The sequence below is a fragment of the Streptomyces sp. AK010 genome, from assembly GCF_014207295.1.
In the GTDB taxonomy this organism is placed as follows: Bacteria; Actinomycetota; Actinomycetes; order Streptomycetales; family Streptomycetaceae; genus Streptomyces; species Streptomyces massasporeus.
Map to the genome: position 1 here is coordinate 287119 of NZ_JACHCX010000005.1, position 21014 is coordinate 308132.

The 21014-nt window shown below is 71.8% G+C and carries 16 protein-coding genes and 1 pseudogene; 7 read left to right on the forward strand and 10 right to left on the reverse strand.

Annotated elements, in window-relative coordinates:
* Positions 1–102 precede the first annotated feature (102 nt).
* The gene (locus HDC93_RS12445; protein ID WP_185010074.1) at positions 103–990 is read left to right on the forward strand and encodes a hypothetical protein; all 888 of its coding nucleotides are present in this window, start codon (positions 103–105) and stop codon (positions 988–990) included.
* A 266-nt stretch (positions 991–1256) separates the two neighbouring features.
* On the opposite strand, the gene HDC93_RS12450 is transcribed toward HDC93_RS12445, so the two are convergent.
* Both HDC93_RS12450 and HDC93_RS12455 read right to left on the reverse strand, forming a co-directional pair.
* Entirely contained in the window at positions 1257–2162 is a 906-nt protein-coding gene (locus HDC93_RS12450) for an SDR family oxidoreductase (protein ID WP_185010076.1), read from the reverse strand.
* 70 nt (positions 2163–2232) lie between these two features.
* Positions 2233–2991, reverse strand: coding sequence for an SDR family oxidoreductase (locus HDC93_RS12455; protein WP_185010078.1), 759 nt, complete (start codon positions 2989–2991; stop codon positions 2233–2235).
* Positions 2992–3046: 55 nt separating this feature from the next.
* Between HDC93_RS12455 and HDC93_RS12460 the strand changes: the two genes are divergently transcribed.
* From HDC93_RS12460 to HDC93_RS12475, 4 genes are read left to right on the forward strand one after another with little or no spacing between them, the layout of a single operon-like run.
* The gene (locus HDC93_RS12460) at positions 3047–3889 is read left to right on the forward strand and encodes an enoyl-CoA hydratase family protein (protein ID WP_185010081.1); all 843 of its coding nucleotides are present in this window, start codon (positions 3047–3049) and stop codon (positions 3887–3889) included.
* Positions 3886–4722 (forward strand): CoA transferase subunit A, encoded by an 837-nt coding sequence (locus HDC93_RS12465; RefSeq protein WP_185010083.1) that lies wholly within the window; start codon positions 3886–3888, stop codon positions 4720–4722. The genes HDC93_RS12460 and HDC93_RS12465 overlap by 4 nt, the downstream gene beginning before the upstream one ends.
* Positions 4719–5438, forward strand: a complete 720-nt coding sequence (locus HDC93_RS12470; RefSeq protein ID WP_185010085.1) for a CoA-transferase subunit beta — start codon at positions 4719–4721, stop codon at positions 5436–5438. Before HDC93_RS12465 ends, HDC93_RS12470 begins: the two co-directional genes overlap by 4 nt.
* On the forward strand, positions 5435–6487 hold the full coding sequence (locus HDC93_RS12475; protein ID WP_185010087.1) for a nitronate monooxygenase: 1053 nt from the start codon (positions 5435–5437) through the stop codon (positions 6485–6487). The genes HDC93_RS12470 and HDC93_RS12475 overlap by 4 nt, the downstream gene beginning before the upstream one ends.
* Here HDC93_RS12475 and HDC93_RS12480 read toward each other — a convergent pair.
* Genes HDC93_RS12480 through HDC93_RS12490 form a run of 3 tightly spaced genes read right to left on the reverse strand, consistent with a single transcriptional unit; the run spans position 6471 to position 9068 of the window.
* Positions 6471–7628: an acetyl-CoA C-acetyltransferase gene (locus tag HDC93_RS12480; RefSeq protein WP_185010089.1), complete on the reverse strand. Its 1158-nt coding sequence runs from the start codon at positions 7626–7628 to the stop codon at positions 6471–6473. The two genes, HDC93_RS12475 and HDC93_RS12480, sit on opposite strands and share 17 nt — an antisense overlap.
* Before the next feature lie 23 nt (positions 7629–7651).
* Positions 7652–8266 carry a TetR family transcriptional regulator gene (locus HDC93_RS12485; RefSeq protein WP_185010406.1) on the reverse strand — a complete coding sequence of 205 codons (615 nt, stop codon included), beginning with the start codon at positions 8264–8266 and terminating at the stop codon, positions 7652–7654.
* Positions 8267–8279: 13 nt separating this feature from the next.
* Positions 8280–9068 (reverse strand): SDR family oxidoreductase, encoded by a 789-nt coding sequence (locus tag HDC93_RS12490; RefSeq protein ID WP_185010091.1) that lies wholly within the window; start codon positions 9066–9068, stop codon positions 8280–8282.
* A gap of 48 nt (positions 9069–9116) precedes the next feature.
* On the opposite strand from HDC93_RS12490, the gene HDC93_RS12495 reads away from it, so the two are divergent.
* Together HDC93_RS12495 and HDC93_RS12500 are read left to right on the forward strand one after the other, a co-directional pair.
* Complete coding sequence (locus HDC93_RS12495) at positions 9117–10256, forward strand: acyl-CoA dehydrogenase family protein (protein WP_185010093.1); 1140 nt, start codon at positions 9117–9119, stop codon at positions 10254–10256.
* A gap of 212 nt (positions 10257–10468) precedes the next feature.
* Complete coding sequence (locus HDC93_RS12500; protein ID WP_185010095.1) at positions 10469–11428, forward strand: acyl-CoA dehydrogenase family protein; 960 nt, start codon at positions 10469–10471, stop codon at positions 11426–11428.
* Here the strand turns inward: HDC93_RS12500 and HDC93_RS12505 are convergent.
* The 5 genes and pseudogenes from HDC93_RS12505 to HDC93_RS12525 all read right to left on the reverse strand — a co-directional run bounded on the left by HDC93_RS12505 (position 11403) and on the right by HDC93_RS12525 (position 20833).
* The gene (locus HDC93_RS12505) at positions 11403–13055 is read right to left on the reverse strand and encodes a cytochrome bc complex cytochrome b subunit (RefSeq protein ID WP_221516563.1); all 1653 of its coding nucleotides are present in this window, start codon (positions 13053–13055) and stop codon (positions 11403–11405) included. The two genes, HDC93_RS12500 and HDC93_RS12505, sit on opposite strands and share 26 nt — an antisense overlap.
* A 109-nt stretch (positions 13056–13164) precedes the next feature.
* A pseudogene (locus HDC93_RS12510) lies at positions 13165–13338 on the reverse strand (VWA domain-containing protein); the annotation flags it as partial.
* 326 nt (positions 13339–13664) lie between these two features.
* Positions 13665–15128 (reverse strand): glutamate synthase subunit beta, encoded by a 1464-nt coding sequence (locus HDC93_RS12515; protein WP_185010097.1) that lies wholly within the window; start codon positions 15126–15128, stop codon positions 13665–13667.
* Positions 15121–19719 carry a glutamate synthase large subunit gene (gltB, locus tag HDC93_RS12520; protein WP_185010410.1) on the reverse strand — a complete coding sequence of 1533 codons (4599 nt, stop codon included), beginning with the start codon at positions 19717–19719 and terminating at the stop codon, positions 15121–15123. The genes HDC93_RS12515 and gltB overlap by 8 nt, the downstream gene beginning before the upstream one ends.
* Positions 19720–20101: 382 nt before the next feature.
* A complete protein-coding gene (locus tag HDC93_RS12525; protein WP_185010099.1) occupies positions 20102–20833 on the reverse strand; it encodes a VIT1/CCC1 transporter family protein in 732 nt (243 codons plus the stop codon).
* Between the last annotated feature and the right edge of the window lie 181 nt (positions 20834–21014).

Genomic DNA, 21014 nt, shown 5'->3' on the forward strand with positions numbered 1-21014 from the left:
GCGCCGCGCGGTGGCGACCGGTTTTCTGCCGTGCCTGCGCCCGTCCACGGCGGGGCGGGTCCTCGTACAGTGGAGGGTTCAGGGGCGTCTTGGGGGTGAGGCGTGGCGAACGACGGACCCGTCGAGCACGGCTACCCGCATCTGGAGACGGTGCGGGCCGCCATCACGGCGCTGTACAAGCGGCTGTCGTACGACACCGTGCGGACGTTCGCGACCAGCGTGCTCCCGGTCGACGTGGCGTTCTGCGACACCGACGACCTGTACATGGGGGCGCAGCGGGTGGCGCACGGGCTGGTGCGGCACTACCGGCTGCCGGACGCCCGGCTGGTCGTGAGTTTCCGGACGATGCGGCACGCGGCGAGCGTGGAGCTCGCGGCCGGGCCCGAGTACTTCGTGGAGCTGAACGACCGGTTCCGTGACCATCGGCGAGACATCGGGGCGGCCCTCGCGCACGAGGTGATGCACGTGTACCTGCACCGGCTCGATCTGTCCTTCCCGGGGGTGCGGGACAACGAGATCCTCACGGACACGGCGACGACGTATCTGGGTGCGGGGTGGCTGCTGCTGGACGCGTACCGGGAGGACGGGGCGTCCTCGCAGAAGCTGGGGTATCTCACGCCGGAGGAGTTCGGGTACGTGCTGGCCAAGCGGGCGCTGCTGTTCGGGGAGGACCCGTCGGTGTGGTTCACCAGTGCGCAGGCGTACACGGCGTACGTGAAGGGGAGGGAGCTGGCCCGCCGGGACGGGCAGCAGCCACCGCTGACCGCGGCGGGGTGGGCGGGGCGGCGGCGGTACGCCCGGGACCGGCGGCAGGCTCCGGCGGGTCCGCCGCAGCCGGGGGTGCGGTACGCGTTCTCCCCCGACGGGGGCGGGCGGCTGCGGGTGTCGTTCCCCTGCCCCACGTGCCACCAGCGGATCAGGGTGCCGGTGCGGGGGCGGGTCCGGGCGCGGTGCGCGTTGTGCCGGAGCGTGCTGGAGTGCGATACGTGAACGTCTGCGACACGTGAACGTCCGGGGCAACGTCTGCGACGCGTGAACGTCCGGGACACGTGAACGTCCGGGACACGTGAACGTCCGGGACACGTGAACGTCCGGGACACGTGAACGTCCGGGACACGTGAACGTCCGGGACACGTGAGCGTCTGGGGCACGTGAACGTCCGGGCGTGAATGTCCGGGACACAATGAACGTCCGGGACACGTGAACGTCCGGGCGTGAATGTCCGGGACACATGAACGTCCGCGACACGTGAACGTCTAGGTTCCGTACACCGGTCCGGGCTCGGCCGCCTCGGACAGGAGTGTGCGGGCCTGCTCGCCCGCCTCGGCCGGGGTCCACCGGCCGTCCCTGTCCGTGCTCGGGCCCGGACGCCAGCCCTCCATCACCGTGATCCGGCCGCCCTCCGCCTCGAAGACCCGGCCGGTCACCCCCGCGCTCGCCGGGGAGCCCAGCCAGACCACCAGGGGGGAGACGTTCTCCGGGGCCATGGCGTCGAATCCGGAGTCGGGGGCCGCCATGGTGTCGGCGAAGGTGCGTTCCGTCATCCGGGTCCGGGCGGCGGGGGCGATCGCGTTGACCTGGACGCCGTAGCGCCGCAGTTCGGCCGCGGCGACCAGGGTCAGGGCGACGATCGCGGCCTTGGCGGCGCTGTAGTTGCCCTGGCCGACCGAGCCGAGCAGGCCCGCGCCGCTGCTGGTGTTGATGATCCGGGCCTCGGGCCGGCGGCCGGCCTTCGCCTCGGACCGCCAGTGCGCGGCCGCGTGCCGCAGGGGCAGGAAGTGGCCCTTGAGGTGGACGCGTACGACGGCGTCGAAGTCGTCCTCGTCGAGGTTGACCAGCATGCGGTCGCGCAGGAAGCCAGCGTTGTTGACGAGGGTGTCGAGCCGGCCGTATGTCTCCAGGGCGGTGCGGACGAGGGAGGCGGCGCCCTCGGCCGTGGCGATGTCACCGCCGTGCGCCACGGCCTCGCCGCCCGCCGCGCGGATCTCCTCGGCGACCCGGGCGGCGGGGCCGTCGGGTTCGGGCGTGCCGTCGAGGCCCACGCCGAGGTCGTTGACGACGAGCCGGGCCCCCTCGGCCGCGAACGCCAGCGCGTGGGCCCGGCCGAGCCCCCGGCCCGCGCCCGTCACGACCACGACCCGGCCGGCGCAGAGTCCGCTCATGTCGGCTCCCCGCTCATGTCGGCCTTCCCCTCATGCCGTCTCTCCGCCCGTCTCAGCTCTGCGCTTCATGTCAGCTCTCCTTGTCCGCGGCAGCTGTGCGGCCGGCGGTGGCCGCGTCCAGGAACGCCGGACGTTCCCCGCCCCCGTGCACCAGCAGGCTCGCCCCGCTGATGTAGGCGGCGGCGCCGGATGCCAGGAACACCGCGGCGGCACCCACCTCGGACGGCTCGGCGAGACGCCCCAGCGGGACCGTGCGGCCGACGGCCGCGACACCGTCCTGGTCGCCGTAGTGGAGGTGGGCCCGTTCCGTGTGGACCATGCCGACGACGAGGGTGTTGACCCGGACGTCGGGCGCCCATTCCACGGCCATCGACCGGGCGAGGCTCTCCAGGCCCGCCTTGGCGGCTCCGTAGGCGGCGGTGCCGGGCGAGGGGCGGCCGCCGCTGACGCTGCCGATCATGACGATCGAGCCCCGGGCGCTGCGGAGCCGGTCGTAGGCGGCGAGGGAGACGGTCAGCGGCGCGAGCAGGTTGAGTTCCACCACGCGCGCGTGCCGGTCCGCCCCGGCCTCGGTGAGCAGCCGGTGGGGTGCGCCGCCCGCGTTGTTGACGAGGACGTCGACCCGGGGCAGACCCGCGAACAGGCGTCCGGCGGCGTCGGCGTCCCGGACGTCCAGCGGCATGAACTCGGTGCCGGGCAGCGGGACTTCCGGTGGCCGGCGGGCGCAGACCACGACCTCGGCGCCCGCCCGCACGCAGGCCCGCGCGATGCCGGCGCCGACGCCACGGGTCCCGCCCGTGACGACGGCGACCTTCCCGTCCAGCTCCATGCGCTGCTACCTTTCCACCTAACAAACGTTTGGTGGAAAGGTAGCTGATGCGGCCATGGGTGTCTCCACCTCGTGCGAGGAAAAGGGCATAGCCGTCGTCACGGTCGACTTTCCGCCGGTGAACGCCCTGCCGGTGGCGGGCTGGTTCGCCCTGGCCGACGCGGTGCGCGCGGCCGGGCGCGACCCGGAGGTGCGGTGCGTGGTGCTGGCCGCCGAGGGGCGCGGGTTCAACGCGGGTGTGGACCTCAAGGAGTTGCAGGCGGACGACCGGGAGCACAGCGCGCTGCGCGGGGCGAACAGCGGCTGCGCGGAGGCCTTCGCGGCGGTCTACGAGTGCGAGGTGCCGGTCGTGGCGGCGGTGCGGGGCTTCTGCCTGGGCGGCGGTGTCGGCCTGGTGGGCAACGCGGACGCGATCGTCGCGAGCGAGGACGCGGTGTTCGGGCTGCCCGAGCTGGACCGCGGCGCCCTGGGCGCGGCCACCCACCTGGCCCGGCTGGTCCCCCAGCACCTGATGCGGGCGCTCTACTACACGGCCCGTACGGCGAGCGCGGCCGAGCTGCACGCGCACGGGTCGGTGTGGCGGGTGGTGCCGCGCGCCGAACTGCCCGGCGCCGCCCTGGAGCTGGCCCGGGAGATCGCCGCCAAGGACGGCCGGCTGCTCCGCCTGGCCAAGGCGGCGCTCAACGGCATCGACCCCGTGGACGTGCGCCGCAGCTACCGCTTCGAGCAGGGCTTCACCTTCGAGGCGGGCCTCAGCGGGGTGGGCGCACGGGTGCGCGGCGCCTTCGGGGGCTCGGGTACACCCGGTGGGTCCGGCGGCTCAGGCGCACCCCGTGAGTTTGGCAGCTCCGGCCCACCCGGCGGCTCCGGCGACGCCGGGCAGGAGGGAGCGCGATGAGAGACAAGACGATGCCGGCGGACGAGGCCGTGGCCCGGCTGTCCAGCGGCATGACCCTCGGCATCGGCGGCTGGGGCTCGCGCCGCAAGCCGATGGCCCTGGTGAGAGCGCTGCTCAGGTCGGGGATCACCGACCTCACGGTCGTCTCCTACGGCGGCCCGGACGTGGGCATGCTGGCGGCTGCCGGGCGGATCCGGAAGCTGGTCACGGCCTTCGTCACCCTCGACTCGATCCCGCTGGAGCCGCACTACCGGGCCGCCCGCGAGCGGGGCGCCCTCGAGCTGACGGAGATCGACGAGGCGATGTTCCTGTGGGGGCTGCGGGCGGCGGCGAACCGGCTGCCGTTCCTGCCGGTGCGGGCGGGGTTCGGCTCGGACGTGATGCGGGTCAACCCCGGCCTGCGGACGGTCACCTCTCCGTACGAGGACGGGGAGACGTTCGTCGCCGTGCCCGCCCTGCGGATGGACGCGGCCCTGGTGCACGTCAACCGCGCCGACCGCGCCGGCAACGGGCAGTACCTGGGCCCGGACCCGTACTTCGACGACCTGTTCTGCGCGGCGGCCGACACGGCGTACGTGAGCTGCGAGCGGATCGTCGATACGGCCGAGCTGACGAAGCAGGGCCCGCCCCAGACGCTGCTGATCAGGCGGCACACGGTCACCGGCGTCGTGGAGGCGCCGAACGGGGCGCATTTCACGTCCTGCGCGCCCGACTACGGCCGGGACGAGGCTTTCCAGAAGAGGTACGCGACCACGCCCTGGCCCGAGTTCGAGGCCGGGTTCCTCGCCGGGGACGAGCAGACGTACCAGCGGGCCGTGCGGGAGGGGACATGACCGGGCCCACCCGCGCCGAGTACTGCGTGATCGCCTGCGCCGAGGCCTGGCGGGACGACGACGAGGTGCTGGCGAGCCCCATGGGCCTGATCCCGTCGATCGGCGCCCGGCTGGCCCGGCTCACCTTCGCGCCGGAGCTGCTGCTGACCGACGGCGAGGCCCTGCTCGTCCGCCCGGACGGGACACCCGAGGGCTGGCTGCCCTACCGCGAGCATCTGGCCTGGGTCACGGGCGGGCGACGGCACGTGATGATGGGCGCGAGCCAGATCGACCGGTTCGGCAACCAGAACATCTCGTGCATCGGCGACTGGGAGCGGCCGAGGCGGCAGTTGCTCGGGGTGCGCGGCGCCCCGGTCAACACCCTGAACAACCCGACCAGTTACTGGATCCCGAGGCACTCCCGGCGGGTCTTCGTCGACCGGGTCGACATGGTCTGCGGGGTCGGCTACGACCGTGCGGCCGGGGCGCGCTACCACCGCATCCCGCGGGTCGTCTCCGACCTGGGCGTCTTCGACTTCGCCACGCCCGACCGCTCGATGCGGCTGGCCTCGCTGCACCCCGGCGTCACGGTCGAGCAGGTCAGGGAGGCCACGGGCTTCGAGCTGACCGTGCCGGACGCGGTGCCGGCGACCAGGGACCCGACCGACGAGGAGCTCCGGCTGATCCGCGAGGTCGTCGACCCGGCCGGCACCCGGGCCCGGGAGGTCGCCGCGTGAGGGGGACGGCACTGACCCGGCTGACCGGCGTCCGCCATCCGGTCGTGCAGACCGGGATGGGCTGGGTGGCCGGTCCCCGTCTGGTCTCCGCCTCGGCGAACGCGGGCGCTCTCGGCATCCTGGCCTCGGCGACGATGACGCCGGGCCGGCTGCGCGAGGCCGTACGGGAGGTGAAGGCGCGGACCGACGCGCCGTTCGGGGTGAACCTGCGCGCGGACGCCGCCGACGCGGGCGACCGGGTGCGGATCCTGATCGAGGAGGGCGTCCGCGTCGCCTCCTTCGCCCTCGCCCCCTCCCGGGAGCTGATCGCCGAGCTCAAGGAGGCCGGCGTGGTCGTCATGCCGACCGTGGGGGCGCGGCGGCACGCCGAGAAGGTCGAGGCGTGGGGCGCGGACGCGGTGCTCGTGCAGGGCGCGGAGGGCGGCGGGCACACCGGCGAGGTGGCCACGACGGTGCTGCTGCCGCAGGTGGTGGACGCGGTGCGGATTCCCGTCGTCGCGGCGGGTGGCTTCTTCGACGGGCGCGGGCTGGCCGCGGCCCTCGCCTACGGGGCCGCGGGCGTGGCGATGGGCACGCGGTTCCTGCTGACCTCCGACTCGGCCGTGCCGGACCCGGTGAAGGCGCGGTACCTCGCGGCGACCGTGCGGGACGTGACGGTGACCCGGGCGGTGGACGGGCTCCCGCACCGCATGCTGCGGACGGAGCTGGTGGCCGCCCTGGAGGACACCGGCCGGGCCCGGGCACTGGTGCGGGCCGTGCGCGCGGCGGCCGGATTCCGGCGGCTGTCCGGGCTGACCTGGCCGCAGCTGATCCGCGACGGGCTCGCCCTCCGGCACGGCAAGGACCTGTCCTGGAGCCAGGTGCTGCTCGCCGCGAACACGCCGATGCTGCTGAAGTCGGCGATGGTGGACGGCCGTACGGACCTGGGGGTGATGGCGTCCGGGCAGGTCGCCGGGGTGATCGACGACCTGCCGTCGTGCGCGGAGCTGGTGGAGCGGATCATGAAGGAGGCCGACGAGACGCTGGCGCGGCTCACAGCCGTTCGATGACCGTCACATTGGCCTGGCCGCCGCCCTCGCACATGGTCTGCAGGCCGAACCGGCCGCCGGTGCGCTCCAGTTCGTGCAGCAGGGTCGTCATGAGCTTGACGCCGGTCGCGCCGAGGGGATGGCCGAGGGCGATCGCGCCGCCGTTGACGTTGACCCGGTCCGGGTCGGCGCCGGTCTCCTTCAGCCAGGCCAGGACGACCGGCGCGAAGGCCTCGTTGATCTCGACGAGGTCGATGTCGTCGATGGTCAGGCCGGTCTTCTTCAGGGCGTGGGCGGTGGCCGGGATCGGGGCGGTGAGCATCCGGATCGGGTCCTCGCCGCGCACCGAGAGGTGGTGCACACGGGCGCGGGGGGTGAGCCCCTGGTCGCGCACGGCCCGCTCGGAGGCCAGCAGCATCGCCGCCGCCCCGTCGGAGACCTGCGAGGAGCAGGCGGCGGTGACGGTGCCGCCGTCGAGGACCGGCTTGAGCCCGGCCATCTTCTCCAGGGAGGTGTCCCGGCGCGGCCCCTCGTCGGCGGTGACCTCCCCGTACGGCACGGTCTCGCGGCCGAAGCGCCCCTCGTCGATGGCCCGCACCGCCCGCTGATGGGAGCGCAGGGCGAACTCCTCCTGGTCCTGCCGGCTGATCCCCCACTTCGCGGCGATCATCTCGGCGCCCACGAACTGGTTCACGGGCTTGTCCCCGTACCGGGCCCGCCAGCCGGCACTGCCCGCGAAGGGACCCTGCGTCAGCCCGAGCGGTTCGGCGGCCTGCCGGGTGGCGAAGGCGATGGGGATCATCGACATGTTCTGCACGCCGCCCGCGACCACCAGGTCCTGGGTGCCGGACAGCACGGCCTGCGCGGCGAAGTGCACGGCCTGCTGCGAGGAGCCGCACTGCCGGTCGACGGTCACGCCCGGCACCTCCTCGGGCAGCCCGGCCGCCAGCCAGCAGGTCCGGGCGATGTCCCCGGCCTGCGGCCCGACCGCGTCCAGGCAGCCGAGGACGACGTCCTCCACGGCGGCCGGGTCGACGCCCGAGCGGTCCATCAGCTCCGCCAGGACGTGCGCGCCGAGGTCGGCCGGGTGGACCGCGCTCAGCCCTCCTCCGCGCCGCCCGACGGGCGTGCGGACCGCTTCGACGATGTAGGCCTCGGCCATGACGACTCCCTCGCACCTGGGGGTTATTCGCGTACGGCGATCCCGTCCAGCACCATCGACAGGTACTGCCGGGCGATCTCCTCCGGGCTGTGCTGTCCGCCCGGCCGGTACCAGGACGCGGCGACCCAGACCGTGTCGCGCACGAACCGGTAGGTGAGCCGGACGTCGAGGTCGGCCCGGAAGGCCCGCTCGGCGACGCCGCGCTCCAGCGTGGACAGCCAGGCCTTCTCGAACCGGCGCTGCGATGCGGCGAGGAACGCGAAGCGCTCCTGCGCCACGAGCTGTCTGCTCTCCTTCTGGTAGATCGCGACGGCCGCGCGATGCCGGTCGATCTCCCGGAACGACTCGGTGACCAGGGCCTGGAGCGTCTCGCGCGGCCCGAGCCCGGCGCCGAGGACCGTGTCGTAGCCGTCCCACAGCTCGTCGAGGAAGGTGCGCAGGATCTCCTCCAGCATCGATTCCTTGGAGTCGAAGTGGTAGTAGAGGCTGCCGGCGAGCATCCCCGCGTGGTCCGCGATCTTGCGGACGGTGGTGGCGTTGTAGCCCTGTTCGGCGAAGACCTCGGCGGCGGTGTCGAGGAGTTCACGGCGGCGCGCGGGCGCTGCGGCGCTCACCTGGGGCTTCTTCTTGGTCGGCACATCGTCCATTGTCCTAGGCGTGTTGACTGCTGACGGCGACGACCTCGCCCGTCATGTACGAGGAGTAGCCGGACGCCAGGAACACGATGACGTTGGCCACCTCCCAGGGCTCGGCGTACCGCCCGAAGGCCTCGCGCGCGGTCAGCTCCTCCAGCAGTTCCGCCGAGGTCACCTTCACCAGGTGCGGGTGCATGGCGAGGCTCGGCGAGACGGCGTTGACCCGGACGCCGTACGCGGCCGCCTCCAGCGCCGCGCACCGGGTCAGGGCCATCACCCCGGCTTTCGCGGCGGCGTAGTGCGCCTGTCCCGCTTGCGCGCGCCAGCCGACGACGGAGGCGTTGTTGACGATCACGCCTCCCCCCGACTCCCGCATCAGGCGCAGGGCGGCGCGAGTGCACCGGAAGGTGCCGTTCAGCGTCACGTCCAGGACGCGGGACCACTGTTCGTCGGTCATGTCGGCGAGCTCCGCGGTGCCGCCCAGACCGGCGTTGTTGACCACGACGTCGAGGCGCCCGTGCTCCGAGGCGGCCGTCTCGAAGAGGGCGCGCACCTGATCCTCGTCGGTGACGTCGCAGGGCACCGCGGTGACCGACTGCCTGCCGAACTCGCCGGCCAGCCGGGCCTCGTACTCCTTGAGCCGTCGCGCGTGCGCGTCGCTGATCAGCACGCGGGCCCCCTCCTCCAGGAAGCGCCGCGCCGCGGCTCCGCCGATCCCCGCACCGGCCGCCGCGGTGACGACGGCGGTCCGCCCGTTCAGCAGGCCGTGCCCGGGCACGTATGCCGGACTCTCGACGTCTGTCATGGGCTCACGCTAACCTACCAAACACTTGTTAGGGAAGGAGAGGCGGTCATGGACCTGGCGTTCTCCCCGGCGGACGAGGCGTTCCGCGCCGAGGTACGGGAGTGGCTGCACGCGCACGTGCCGCGCGCTCCCCTGCCCTCCCTGGAGACCGAGGAGGGCTTCGCCGCGCACCGCTCCTGGGAGGCGGAGCTCGCCGCGGACCGCTGGTCGGTCGTCAACTGGCCCTCGCGCTACGGCGGGAGGGACGCGGGGCTCCTGCGGTGGCTGCTCTTCGAGGAGGAGTACTGGGCGGCCCACGCGCCGGGCCGCGTCGGCCAGAACGGCATCCAGCTGCTCGCCCCGACCCTCCTCGAGCACGGCACCGAGGAGCAGCGGGCCCGGATCCTGCCCCCGATGGCCTCCGGCGAGGTGATCTGGGCGCAGGCCTGGTCGGAGCCGGAGGCCGGTTCGGACCTGGCGTCCCTGCGGGCGAGGGCCGTGCGCACGGACGGCGGCTGGCTGCTGACCGGCCAGAAGACCTGGTCGTCGCGGGCCGCGTTCGCCGATCGCGCCTTCGGGCTGTTCCGCAGCGACACGGACGCGGCGAAGCCCCACCAGGGTCTGACGTACCTGATGTTCGGTCTGCGTGCCCCGGGTGTCACGGTCCGCCCTGTCGCCCGCCTCGACGGCAAGCCTGCCTTCGCGGAGCTGTTCCTGGACGAGGTCTTCGTGCCCGACGAGGACGTGATCGGCGAGCCGGGCCAGGGCTGGCGGATCGCGATGTCGACGGCGGGCAACGAACGCGGTCTGATGCTCCGCTCCCCCGGCCGTTTCCTCGCCTCGGCCCGCCGGCTGGAGGAGCTGTGGCGGCGGCAGGACCGGCCGGCGTCCGCGCGGGACCGGGTGGCCGACGCCCTGATCGGCGCCCGCGCCTACCAGCTCTTCACCTTTGCGGCCGCCTCCCGCCTCCTGGACGGCGAGAGCGTGGGCCCCGAGTCGAGCCTCAACAAGGTGTTCTGGTCCGAGCTGGACCTCGCGCTGCACGAGACGGCCCTCGACCTGCTCGGCCCGGAGGGCGAGATGGCGGACACCGACTGGGCGGAGCGGTACGTCTTCGCCCTCGCCGGGCCCCTCTACGCGGGCACGAACGAGATCCAGCGCGACATCATCGCCGAACGCCTGCTCGGCCTGCCGAAGGGCCGCCGCTGATGCCGGGAATCTCTGCCGAAGAGCCGCCACCGACGCCCGGAACCCCAACCCAAGAACCGCCACCGACGCCCAGAACCCCAACCCAAGAACCGCCACCGACGCCCAGAACCCCAACCCAAGAACCGCCACCGACGCCCGGACCCCCCACCCAAGAGCCGCCAGACGCCCGGGGCGCCGGTGCCGCGGCAGGCAACACCGAAAGGGCACCTGTGATGCGCTTCCTCCTCGATGCCGAGCAGCGGGCCTTCGCCGCGTCGCTGGACGCCCTGCTGACGGCGGCGGACACCCCGGCGGTGATCCGGGAATGGAGCCGGGGCGACCACGCGAGCGGGCGGGCGCTGTGGTCCCGCGTGGCGGACGCGGGCGTGTTCGCGCTGGCGGTGCCGGAGACGTACGAGGGCCTGGGCCCGCGGCCGGTCGAACTGGCCGCGGCCTTCGTGGAGCTGGGCCGCCACGCGATGCCGGGGCCCCTCGTCGAAACGGTCACAGCGGCGGTGCTCCTCGAGGGGGCGGACCCGGGGACGGCGAAACGGCTGCTGCCGGCGCTGGCGTCCGGGGAGACGATGGCGACGGTGGCCGCCGAGGGGGCGTACGCCCTGGACGGCGACGCGGCCGCCCTCCGGATCTCCTGGGAACCCGGCCGCATCCGCCTCTCCCCCGGCCACGGCCCCGTGCGCCCCTCCCTCGACCCGGCCCGCCGCCTCACCCCGCTCCTCCCCGGCGGTGACCTCCTTGCGGTCCCCGCGGACGAGGCCCTCACCTGGGCCCGCCTCGCCACCGCCGCACAGGCCCTCGGCGTGGGCCTGGCACTGCTCGACAGAACGGTCGGATACGTCAGGCAGCGCACCCAGTTCGGTGTCCCCGTCGGGTCGTTCCAGGCGGTCAAGCACCGGCTGGCCGACGCGAGGATCGCCCTGGAGTTCGCGCGCCCGCTGGTGTTCGGCGCCGCGCTGACCATGGAGCCCCGCGACGCCGCCGCCGCCAAGGCCGCCGCGTGCGAGGCGGCGTACGCCACCGCCCGGACCGCGCTGCACCTGCACGGCGCGATCGGCTACACCGCCGAGTACGGCCTGTCGCTGTGGCTGACCAAGGCCCGGGCCCTGCGCACCGCCTGGGGCGCGCCCGAGGAGTGCCGGGCCCTGGTGCTCAGTGCCGGTGATCGCCGCCGGTGATCTCCCGGTATTCGGCCACCGTCGGCTTCTCGATCCGCGCGTCGGGCCCGTACATGGCGTGCGCGAGGCGGGCGCGCAGCCGCTCGGACCGCTTGACCTTGCGGCGGACACCCCCCGCGTCGACCTCGCGCCCGATGTCGTACGGCGGGTGCTGCTCGTGCTGGGTGAGGGTGTGCAGTTCGGCCTGCGCGAGGGGCTCGTGGACCTCGATGTACTCACCGGTCGGCAGCCGCTTGACGGTGCCGGTCTCCCTGCCGTGCAGCACCTTGGCGCGGTCGCGGCGCTGCAGGCCCATGCAGATCTTCTTCGTGACGATGAAGGCGGCGACCGGCAGCACGAAGACGCCGATCCGCACGAACCAGGTGATCACGTTGATGGACAGATGCAGATGGGTGGCGACGATGTCGTTGCCGCCGCCGATCAGCAGCACCGCGTACAGGGTCAGCCAGGCCACGCCGAGGCCGGTGCGCACGGGCGCGTTGCGCGGCCGGTCCAGGATGTGGTGCTCGCGCTTGTCGCCGGTGATCCACGCCTCGAGGAAGGGGTAGAGGCCGAGGGCGAGCAGGATCAGCGGGAAGAGCGAGAAGGGGATGAACACGCCGAGGACGAGCGTGTGCCCCCAGAAGTTGATCTCCCATCCCGGCATCACCCGGATCAGGCCCTCGGAGAACCCGAGGTACCAGTCGGGCTGGGCGCCGGTGGTGACCAGGTCGGGGCGGTAGGGGCCGAAGGCCCAGACGGGGTTGATCTGGGCGATGGCGCCCATCACCGTCAGGACGCCGAAGACGAGGAAGAAGAAGCCGCCGGCCTTGGCCATGTAGACGGGCAGGAAGGGCATCCCGACGACCGACCGCTCCTTGCGTCCGGGGCCCGGGAACTGGGTGTGCTTGTGGTAGAAGACCAGGATCAGATGGGCGGTGACCAGGCCCAGCATGATCCCGGGCAGCAGCAGGATGTGGACGGGGTACAGCCGCGAGATGATGTCCTCGCCCGGGAACTCCCCGCCGAACAGGAAGAACGACAGGTACGTCCCGACGATCGGGATGGACAGGATCGCGCCCTGCGCGAAGCGGATGCCGGTGCCGGACAGCAGGTCGTCGGGGAGGGAGTAGCCGGTCAGGCCGGTGATGATGCCGAGCATCAGCAGGGTCCAGCCGAAGAGCCAGTTCAGCTCGCGCGGCTTGCGGAAGGCGCCCGTGAAGAACACCCGCATCATGTGCACCAGCATGCCGGTGATGAAGACCAGGGCCGCCCAGTGGTGGATCTGGCGGATCAGCAGCCCGCCGCGCACATCGAAGCTGATGTCCAGCGTGGACTCGAACGCCTTGCTCATGAGCACGCCGTTGAGCTCCGTGTAGGAGCCGTTGTAGACGACCTCCTGCATGCTGGGCTCGAAGAACAGGGTGAGGTAGACGCCGGTGAGGATCAGCACGACGAAGCTGTAGAGGGTGACCTCGCCCAGCATGAAGGACCAGTGGTCCGGGAAGACCTTGCGCATGTTGGCCTTGGCCAGGCCGTAGAGACCTAGCCGCCCGTCGGCCCAGTCGGCGAGCTTCTCGCCCTTGCCGACGGGAGGTCTCCGGTCGGCGTCCGTCCCGTACACCCGTCGTGCGCCGTCGTCGCCCATACGTCGTCGCCTCCCCGTCGGATCCTTCCAGCGTGGCACGGCGTCGCGGCCGTGCAAACGGGGCGTGGGCCAAGGGGCGGGGCGGCTGGGCCAGGGGAGCGAGCCCCGGTCAGCGGCTGCCGGGGTCCCTGACGATGCCCTGGGTCCGCGCGGCCACCAGCCACTTCGGGAACTCGTTCACCAGACGGTCGTACAGCTCGGTGTCCGAGACCTTCCCGGGATCCTCCCCCGCGTGGAAGAACCCCGCGTTGTCGACGACCCGCTTGCCCTGCACGGCCAGCTCGCCGGCGCAGTTCCAGCAGCTCGCTCTCGCCGAGCGCGGACAGGTCGGTGCCGTCCACCACGACACGGCCGTACTCGGGAGCGGGAGCGGGAACGGGAACGGGAGCGGGAACGGGAACGGGAACGGGAACGGGAACGGCTGAGGATGTGCGACGGCGCCCGCCCATTCGTCCGGTCGGGGACAAGGGGCAGGCGCCGTCAGTGTTCCGCACGCCTTTGTGCGGGACGTCCTGTGAGGTGCGGTCGGGCCACGGGTGAGGTGGCCGGACCGCGGTTGAGGTGCGGTCGGACCACGGATGAGGTGGCCGGACCGCGAGTGAGGTGCGGTCAGACCATCAGCGCGCGGTCCGTCGGGCGGATCGGCGCCGGCAGCTCGCTCGCACCCGTCAGCGCACGGTCCACACCGCGCGCCGCCGAGCGGCCCTCGGCGATCGCCCAGACGATGAGCGACTGGCCTCGGCCGGCGTCACCGGCGACGTACACGCCGGGCACGTTGGTCCGGAAGTCGGCGTCGCGGGCGATGTTGCCGCGCTCGTCGAGCTCCAGGCCGAACTGCTCGACCAGGCCGTTCTCCCGGTCGGTGCCGGTGAAGCCCATGGCGAGGGTGACCAGCTGCGCGGGGATCTTGCGCTCGGAGCCCGGCTTCGGGGTCAGCTTGCCGTCGATGAACTCCACCTCGGTGAGGTGCAGCCACTGGACGTTGCCGTCCTCGTCGCCCTCGAAGTGGGTCGTCGAGACGGAGTAGACCCGCTCGCCGCCCTCCTCGTGGGCCGAGGTGACCTTGTACAGCATGGGGAAGGTCGGCCACGGCTGGGAGGCCGGGTTCCGCTCCTCGCCCGGGCGGGGCATGATCTCCAGCTGTGTGACGGAGGCCGCGCCCTGACGGTGGGCGGTGCCCACGCAGTCCGCGCCGGTGTCGCCGCCGCCGATGACCACGACGTGCTTGCCCTCGGCCGAGATCGGGGGCGCCACGAAGTCGCCCTCCTGCACCTTGTTGGCCAGCGGCAGGTACTCCATGGCCTGGTAGATGCCCTTGAGTTCGCGGCCGGGCACCGGCAGGTCACGTGCCATGGTCGCGCCGACGGCCAGGACGACCGCGTCGTAGCGCTTCTTCAGGTCCGTGGCCTTCAGGTCGCGGCCGATCTCGATGCCGGTGCGGAAGCGGGTGCCCTCCGCGCGCATCTGCTCGATGCGGCGGTTGATGTGCCGCTTCTCCATCTTGAACTCGGGGATGCCGTAGCGGAGGAGGCCTCCGATGCGGTCCGCGCGCTCGTAGACGGCGACCGTGTGGCCGGCCCGGGTCAGCTGCTGGGCGGCGGCGAGTCCCGCCGGGCCCGAACCGACGACGGCGACGGTCTTGCCGGACAGACGCTCCGGGATCTGCGGGGCGACGTCCCCGGTCTCCCACGCCTTGTCGATGATCGAGACCTCGACGTTCTTGATGGTGACCGGCGGCTGGTTGATGCCCAGCACACACGCCGCCTCGCAGGGAGCGGGGCACAGACGGCCCGTGAACTCCGGGAAGTTGTTCGTCGCGTGCAGACGCTCCGAGGCGGCCGCCCAGTCCTCGCGGTAGGCGTAGTCGTTCCACTCGGGGATCAGGTTCCCGAGCGGACAGCCGTTGTGGCAGAACGGGATGCCGCAGTCCATGCAGCGGCTGGCCTGCTTGCTGATGATGGGCAGCAGGGAGCCGGGAACGTAGACCTCGTTCCAGTCCTTGACGCGCTCCTCGACGGGGCGGGACTTGGCGAGCTCGCGCCCGTGGTTCAGGAAGCCCTTCGGGTCAGCCATTGATCGCCGCCTCCATCATCTTCTCGTGGGTCTCGGTCTCGGAGAGACCGGCTCGCTCGGCGGCTTCCTTGGCGGCGAGCACTGCCTTGTAGGTGCTGGGGATGATCCTGCTGAACCGCTCGACGGCGGTGTCCCACTCGGCCAGGAGCTTCTCGGCGACGGTCGAGCCCGTCTCCTCCTGGTGGCGGCGGACCACGTCGTGCAGCCACTGCTTGTCGGCGTCGTCCAGCGCCTCGACGGCGTCCAGGTTGCCGACGTTGACGTTGTCGCGGTCCAGGTCGATCACGTACGCGATACCGCCGGACATGCCGGCCGCGAAGTTGCGGCCCGTCTCGCCGAGGACCACCGCGTGGCCGCCGGTCATGTACTCGCAGCCGTGGTCGCCCACGCCCTCGGAGACGACCGTGGCGCCGGAGTTGCGGACGCAGAACCGCTCGCCGACCTTGCCGCGCAGGAACATCTCGCCGCCGGTGGCGCCGTAGCCGATGGTGTTGCCGGCGATGACGCTGTACTCGGCGAGGTGGTCGGCCGCGCGGTCCGGGCGGACCACGATCCGGCCGCCGGACAGGCCCTTGCCGACGTAGTCGTTGGCGTCGCCCTCCAGGCGCAGCGTGACACCGCGCGGCACGAAGGCGCCGAAGGACTGGCCCGCGGAGCCGGTGAAGGTGATGTCGACGGTGTCGTCGGGCAGGCCCGCGCCACCGAACTTCTTCGTCACCTCGTGGCCGAGCATGGTGCCGACCGTGCGGTTGATGTTGCGGATCTGGACCTGGGCGCGCACCGGCTGGGCGTCGGTGGCACCGGCCGCGGAGAGCGCGTCCGAGGCCAGCTTGATCAGCTGGTTGTCGAGCGCCTTCTCCAGACCGTGGTCCTGCGCGATGACCTGGTGGCGCACCGAGCCCTCGGGCAGCTCGGGCACGTGGAACAGCGGCTCCAGGTTGAGGCCCTGTGCCTTCCAGTGGTCGACGGCCCGCGTGACGTCGAGGGTCTCGGCGTGGCCGACGGCCTCCTCGATGGAGCGGAAGCCCAGCTCGGCGAGGATCTCGCGGACCTCTTCGGCGATGAACTGGAAGAAGTTCACGACGTACTCGGCCTTGCCGGAGTAGCGCTCGCGCAGGACCGGGTTCTGCGTGGCGATGCCGACCGGGCAGGTGTCCAGGTGGCAGACGCGCATCATGACGCAGCCGGAGACGACGAGCGGCGCGGTCGCGAAACCGAACTCCTCGGCGCCGAGCAGCGCGGCGATGACCACGTCACGGCCGGTCTTCAGCTGGCCGTCGGCCTGGACCACGATGCGGTCGCGCAGGCCGTTGAGCAGCAGCGTCTGCTGGGTCTCGGCGAGGCCGAGCTCCCAGGGACCGCCGGCGTGCTTCAGCGACGTGAGCGGCGAGGCACCCGTACCACCGTCGTGCCCGGAGATCAGGACGACGTCCGCGTGTGCCTTGGAGACACCCGCGGCGACCGTGCCGACGCCGACCTCGGAGACCAGCTTCACGTGAATCCGCGCTTGCGGGTTCGCGTTCTTCAGGTCGTGGATCAGCTGGGCGAGGTCCTCGATGGAGTAGATGTCGTGGTGCGGCGGCGGGGAGATGAGTCCCACGCCCGGCGTCGAGTGCCGCGTCTTGGCGACCCACGGGTAGACCTTGTGGCCGGGCAGCTGGCCGCCCTCGCCGGGCTTGGCGCCCTGGGCCATCTTGATCTGGATGTCGTCGGAGTTGACCAGGTACTCGGAGGTCACACCGAAGCGGCCGGAGGCGACCTGCTTGATGGACGACCGGCGGGCCGGGTCGTACAGACGCTCCGGGTCCTCGCCGCCCTCACCGGTGTTGGACTTGCCGCCCAGCTGGTTCATGGCGATGGCGAGGGTCTCGTGCGCCTCCTGGGAGATGGAGCCGTACGACATGGCGCCCGTGGAGAAGCGCTTGACGATCTCGGAGACCGGCTCGACCTCGTCGATGGAGATCGGCTGCCGGTCCGACTTGAAGCCGAACAGGCCGCGCAGGGTCATCAGCCGCTCGGACTGCTCGTTCACGCGCTCGGTGTACTTCTTGAAGATGTCGTACTTGCCGGAGCGCGTGGAGTGCTGGAGGCGGAAGACCGTCTCCGGGTCGAACAGGTGCGGCTCGCCCTCGCGGCGCCACTGGTACTCGCCGCCTATGTCGAGCGCGCGGTGCGCCGGGGCGATGCCGGAGGCCGGGTAGGCCTTGGCGTGCCGGGCGGCGACCTCCTTGGCGACGACGTCGATGCCGATGCCGCCGATCTTGGTGGCCGTGCCGTTGAAGTACTTCTCGACGAAGGCCTCGTCGAGACCGACGGCCTCGAAGACCTGGGCACCACGGTAGGAGGCGACAGTCGAGATGCCCATCTTCGACATGACCTTCAGTACGCCCTTGCCGAGGGCGTGGATGAGGTTGCGGATGGCCTTCTCGGGCTCGATGCCGGGCAGGAAGGTGCCGGCGCGGACCAGGTCCTCGACGGACTCCATCGCCAGGTAGGGGTTGACCGCGGCGGCGCCGTAGCCGATGAGCAGGGCGACGTGGTGGACCTCGCGGACGTCGCCGGCCTCGACCAGCAGGCCCACCTGGGTGCGCTGCTTGGTGCGGATGAGGTGGTGGTGGACGGCCGCGGTGAGCAGCAGCGACGGGATCGGCGCGTGCTCGGCGTCCGAGTGGCGGTCCGACAGGACGATCAGGCGGGCGCCGTTCTCGATGGCGGCGTCGGCCTCGGTGCAGATCTCGTCGATGCGCGCGGCCAGCGCGTCACCGCCGCCGTGCACCCGGTACAGGCCGGAGAGCGTCGCGGCCTTGAAGCCGGGCATGTCGCCGTCGGCGTTGATGTGGATGAGCTTGGCCAGCTCGTCGTTGTCGATCACCGGGAAGGGCAGCAGGACGCTGCGGCAGGAGGCCGCGTTCGGGTCGAGCAGGTTGCCCTGGGGGCCCAGCGACGAGCGCAGGGAGGTGACCAGTTCCTCGCGGATGGCGTCCAGCGGCGGGTTGGTGACCTGCGCGAACAGCTGGGTGAAGTAGTCGAAGAGCAGGCGCGGGCGGTCCGACAGCGCGGCGATCGGCGAGTCGGTGCCCATGGAGCCGATCGGCTCGGCACCGGCCTTGGCCATCGGCGCCACGAGGACGCGCAGTTCCTCCTCGGTGTAGCCGAAGGTCTGCTGGCGGCGGGTGACCGAGGCGTGCGTGTGCACGATGTGCTCGCGCTCGGGCAGGTCCTCGAGCTCGATCTCGCCGGCCTCGATCCACTCCGCGTAGGGGTTCTCGGCGGCGAGCTCGGCCTTGATCTCGTCGTCCTCGATGATGCGGTGCTCGACGGTGTCGACGAGGAACATGCGGCCGGGCTGGAGGCGGCCCTTGCGGACGACCTTGGAGGGGTCGATGTCCAGGACGCCGACCTCGGAGCCGAGGACGACGAGGCCGTCGTCGGTGACCCAGTAGCGGCCGGGGCGAAGGCCGTTGCGGTCCAGGACCGCGCCGACCTGTGTGCCGTCGGTGAAGGTGACGCAGGCCGGGCCGTCCCAGGGCTCCATCATCGTGGAGTGGAACTGGTAGAAGGCGCGCCGGGCCGGGTCCATGGAGTCGTGGTTCTCCCACGCCTCCGGGATCATCATCAGCACGGAGTGCGGCAGGGAGCGGCCGCCCAGGTGCAGGAGTTCGAGGACCTCGTCGAAGGAGGCGGAGTCGGAGGCGTCCGGCGTACAGACCGGGAAGATCCGGTCGATGGCCTTGTCGTCGGAGCCGAACAGGTCGGAGACGAGCTGCGACTCGCGGGCCACCATCCAGTTGCGGTTGCCCTTGACGGTGTTGATCTCACCGTTGTGCGCGACGAAGCGGTAGGGGTGGGCCAGCGGCCACGACGGGAACGTGTTCGTCGAGAACCGGGAGTGCACGAGCGCGATCGCGGAGGCGAAGCGGCGGTCGGACAGGTCCGGGAAGAAGGGCTCGAGCTGACCGGTGGTCAGCATGCCCTTGTAGACGATGGTCCGCGCCGACAGCGACGGGAAGTACACGCCGGCCTCGCGCTCGGCGCGCTTGCGCAGCACGAAGGCCTTGCGGTCGAGGGCGATGCCCTCCGAAGCGCCGTCGCCGACGAAGATCTGGCGGAACACCGGCATGGTCGACCGGGCGGTGGCTCCCAGCAGCTGGGGGGCGACCGGCACCTCGCGCCAGCCGAGGACGGTGAGGCCCTCGTCGGCGGCGATCGTCTCGATCTGCGAGACGGCGTCGGCGGTGGAGTCCTCCGGCAGGAAGGCGATGCCGACGGCGTAGGAGCCGGCGTCGGGCAGTTCGAATCCGGCCACGTCACGGAAGAAGGCGTCCGGGACCTGCGACAGGATGCCGGCGCCGTCGCCGGAGTCGGGCTCGGAGCCGGTGGCGCCGCGGTGTTCGAGGTTGCGCAGGACGGTCAGAGCCTGCTCGACCAGAGTGTGGGACGCCTCGCCGGTGAGGGTGGCGACGAAGCCGACGCCGCAGGCGTCGTGCTCGTTGCGGGGGTCGTACATACCCTGCGCAGCAGGGCGAGCATCCATGAAGGACCAGTTCTGGCCATTCGCGGAATGCTGGGACGGCTGGCGCGGCGTACGCATCGGCTCTCCCGTCGTCGTCATCTGGCATATACAAGTGCCGAGGGACGACGTTGGCCCTCGCGTGATCGCAAAATTTCGTGCAGGTTACATGATGGAGCGGTTCTCGGGAACCGGGATAATCCGTTCCAGCATGCGGACACCGCAGGTGTGCGGCGGGGGTACCGCGCCAGCGGTGGAAGCTATGGAGGGGCCGCACGGAACGATCGGGTCAGATCGCTTTCCATCGGCCCGAGGAGCGGGACGGGCGTCTTCGCCCACCCCGCCGGGGGTGCGCGGCGAGCGTCGTTGCCCGCAGCGCTTACGGCTCATGCCCGGTGGTTCCGCATTCGAAACCAGTGAGTAACGGCCACCTATGCAGTCCCTTGCATAGGTCCGGGTCGCGCTATCCTACGGCCGTTCCGAACAAGGTGCCCAGGGCGTACGTCACACCGGCCGCCGCGCCTCCCAGGAACAGCTGCCGAAGCCCGCTGTACCACCAGGTGCGTGCCGTCACCTTGGCCACCACGGCGCCGCACAGGAAGAGCCCCAGCAGCGCCGGCATCACCGCGGGCCACATGCTGCTCGCACCCAGCAGATAGGGCAGGACGGGTATCAGCGCGCCCAGCGCGAAGGAGCCGAAACTCGACACCGCGGCCACGGTCGGCGAGGGCAGATCGCCGGGGTCGATGCCCAGTTCCTCCCGGGCGTGGATCTCCAGCGCCTGCTCGGGGTCCTTCGACAGCTGCCGCGCGACCTCGCGGGCCAGCCCCGCCTCGACGCCCCTCGACTCGTAGAGCGCGGCGAGCTCGGCCTCCTCGTCCTCGGGGTGCTTGCGCAGCTGGCGCCGCTCCACGTCCAGTTCGGCCTCGACGAGCTCACGCTGCGAGGCGACGGAGGTGTATTCGCCGGCGGCCATGGAGAAGGCGCCGGCGGCCAGACCCGCCAGGCCGCTGAGGACCACGGTGTGCTGGCTGACCGATCCGCCCGCGACGCCGGTCATCAGGGCGAGGTTGGAGACGAGGCCGTCCATCGCACCGAACACCGCGGGGCGCAGCCAGCCGCCGTTCACGTCCCGGTGCGTGTGGTTGTCCCGGTGCGCCTCGTGCAGCGTCGCCTCGGTCTCGATGATGGCCATGGAAGGAACCCCACTCCCCGTCTTTTGGACACGTTCCAGACTTTTACAGCAACAAAACTACCCGTCGAATTCCGAGCTCGCCAGCAAGGAAAGGCTGCGCTAACCTGCGGTTTTACCGTTTCGCGCTCACTTGATCATCAGCACGCCCAGATGTCGACCGGGTGATGCTGGGACTCGTGAG

Excerpts from the sequence above, each read along its gene's own strand:
- HDC93_RS12450 (WP_185010076.1), bottom strand. The coding sequence starts at position 2,162 with ATGAGCGGACTCTGCGCCGGCCGGGTCGTGGTCGTGACGGGCGCGGGC.
- HDC93_RS12455 (WP_185010078.1), bottom strand. The coding sequence starts at position 2,991 with ATGGAGCTGGACGGGAAGGTCGCCGTCGTCACGGGCGGGACCCGTGGC.
- HDC93_RS12460 (WP_185010081.1), top strand. The coding sequence starts at position 3,047 with ATGGGTGTCTCCACCTCGTGCGAGGAAAAGGGCATAGCCGTCGTCACG.
- HDC93_RS12465 (WP_185010083.1), top strand. The coding sequence starts at position 3,886 with ATGAGAGACAAGACGATGCCGGCGGACGAGGCCGTGGCCCGGCTGTCC.
- HDC93_RS12470 (WP_185010085.1), top strand. The coding sequence starts at position 4,719 with ATGACCGGGCCCACCCGCGCCGAGTACTGCGTGATCGCCTGCGCCGAG.
- HDC93_RS12480 (WP_185010089.1), bottom strand. The coding sequence starts at position 7,628 with ATGGCCGAGGCCTACATCGTCGAAGCGGTCCGCACGCCCGTCGGGCGG.
- HDC93_RS12490 (WP_185010091.1), bottom strand. The coding sequence starts at position 9,068 with ATGACAGACGTCGAGAGTCCGGCATACGTGCCCGGGCACGGCCTGCTG.
- HDC93_RS12495 (WP_185010093.1), top strand. The coding sequence starts at position 9,117 with ATGGACCTGGCGTTCTCCCCGGCGGACGAGGCGTTCCGCGCCGAGGTA.
- HDC93_RS12500 (WP_185010095.1), top strand. The coding sequence starts at position 10,469 with ATGCGCTTCCTCCTCGATGCCGAGCAGCGGGCCTTCGCCGCGTCGCTG.
- HDC93_RS12505 (WP_221516563.1), bottom strand. The coding sequence starts at position 13,055 with ATGGGCGACGACGGCGCACGACGGGTGTACGGGACGGACGCCGACCGG.
- HDC93_RS12515 (WP_185010097.1), bottom strand. The coding sequence starts at position 15,128 with ATGGCTGACCCGAAGGGCTTCCTGAACCACGGGCGCGAGCTCGCCAAG.
- gltB (WP_185010410.1), bottom strand. The coding sequence starts at position 19,719 with ATGCGTACGCCGCGCCAGCCGTCCCAGCATTCCGCGAATGGCCAGAAC.
- HDC93_RS12525 (WP_185010099.1), bottom strand. The coding sequence starts at position 20,833 with ATGGCCATCATCGAGACCGAGGCGACGCTGCACGAGGCGCACCGGGAC.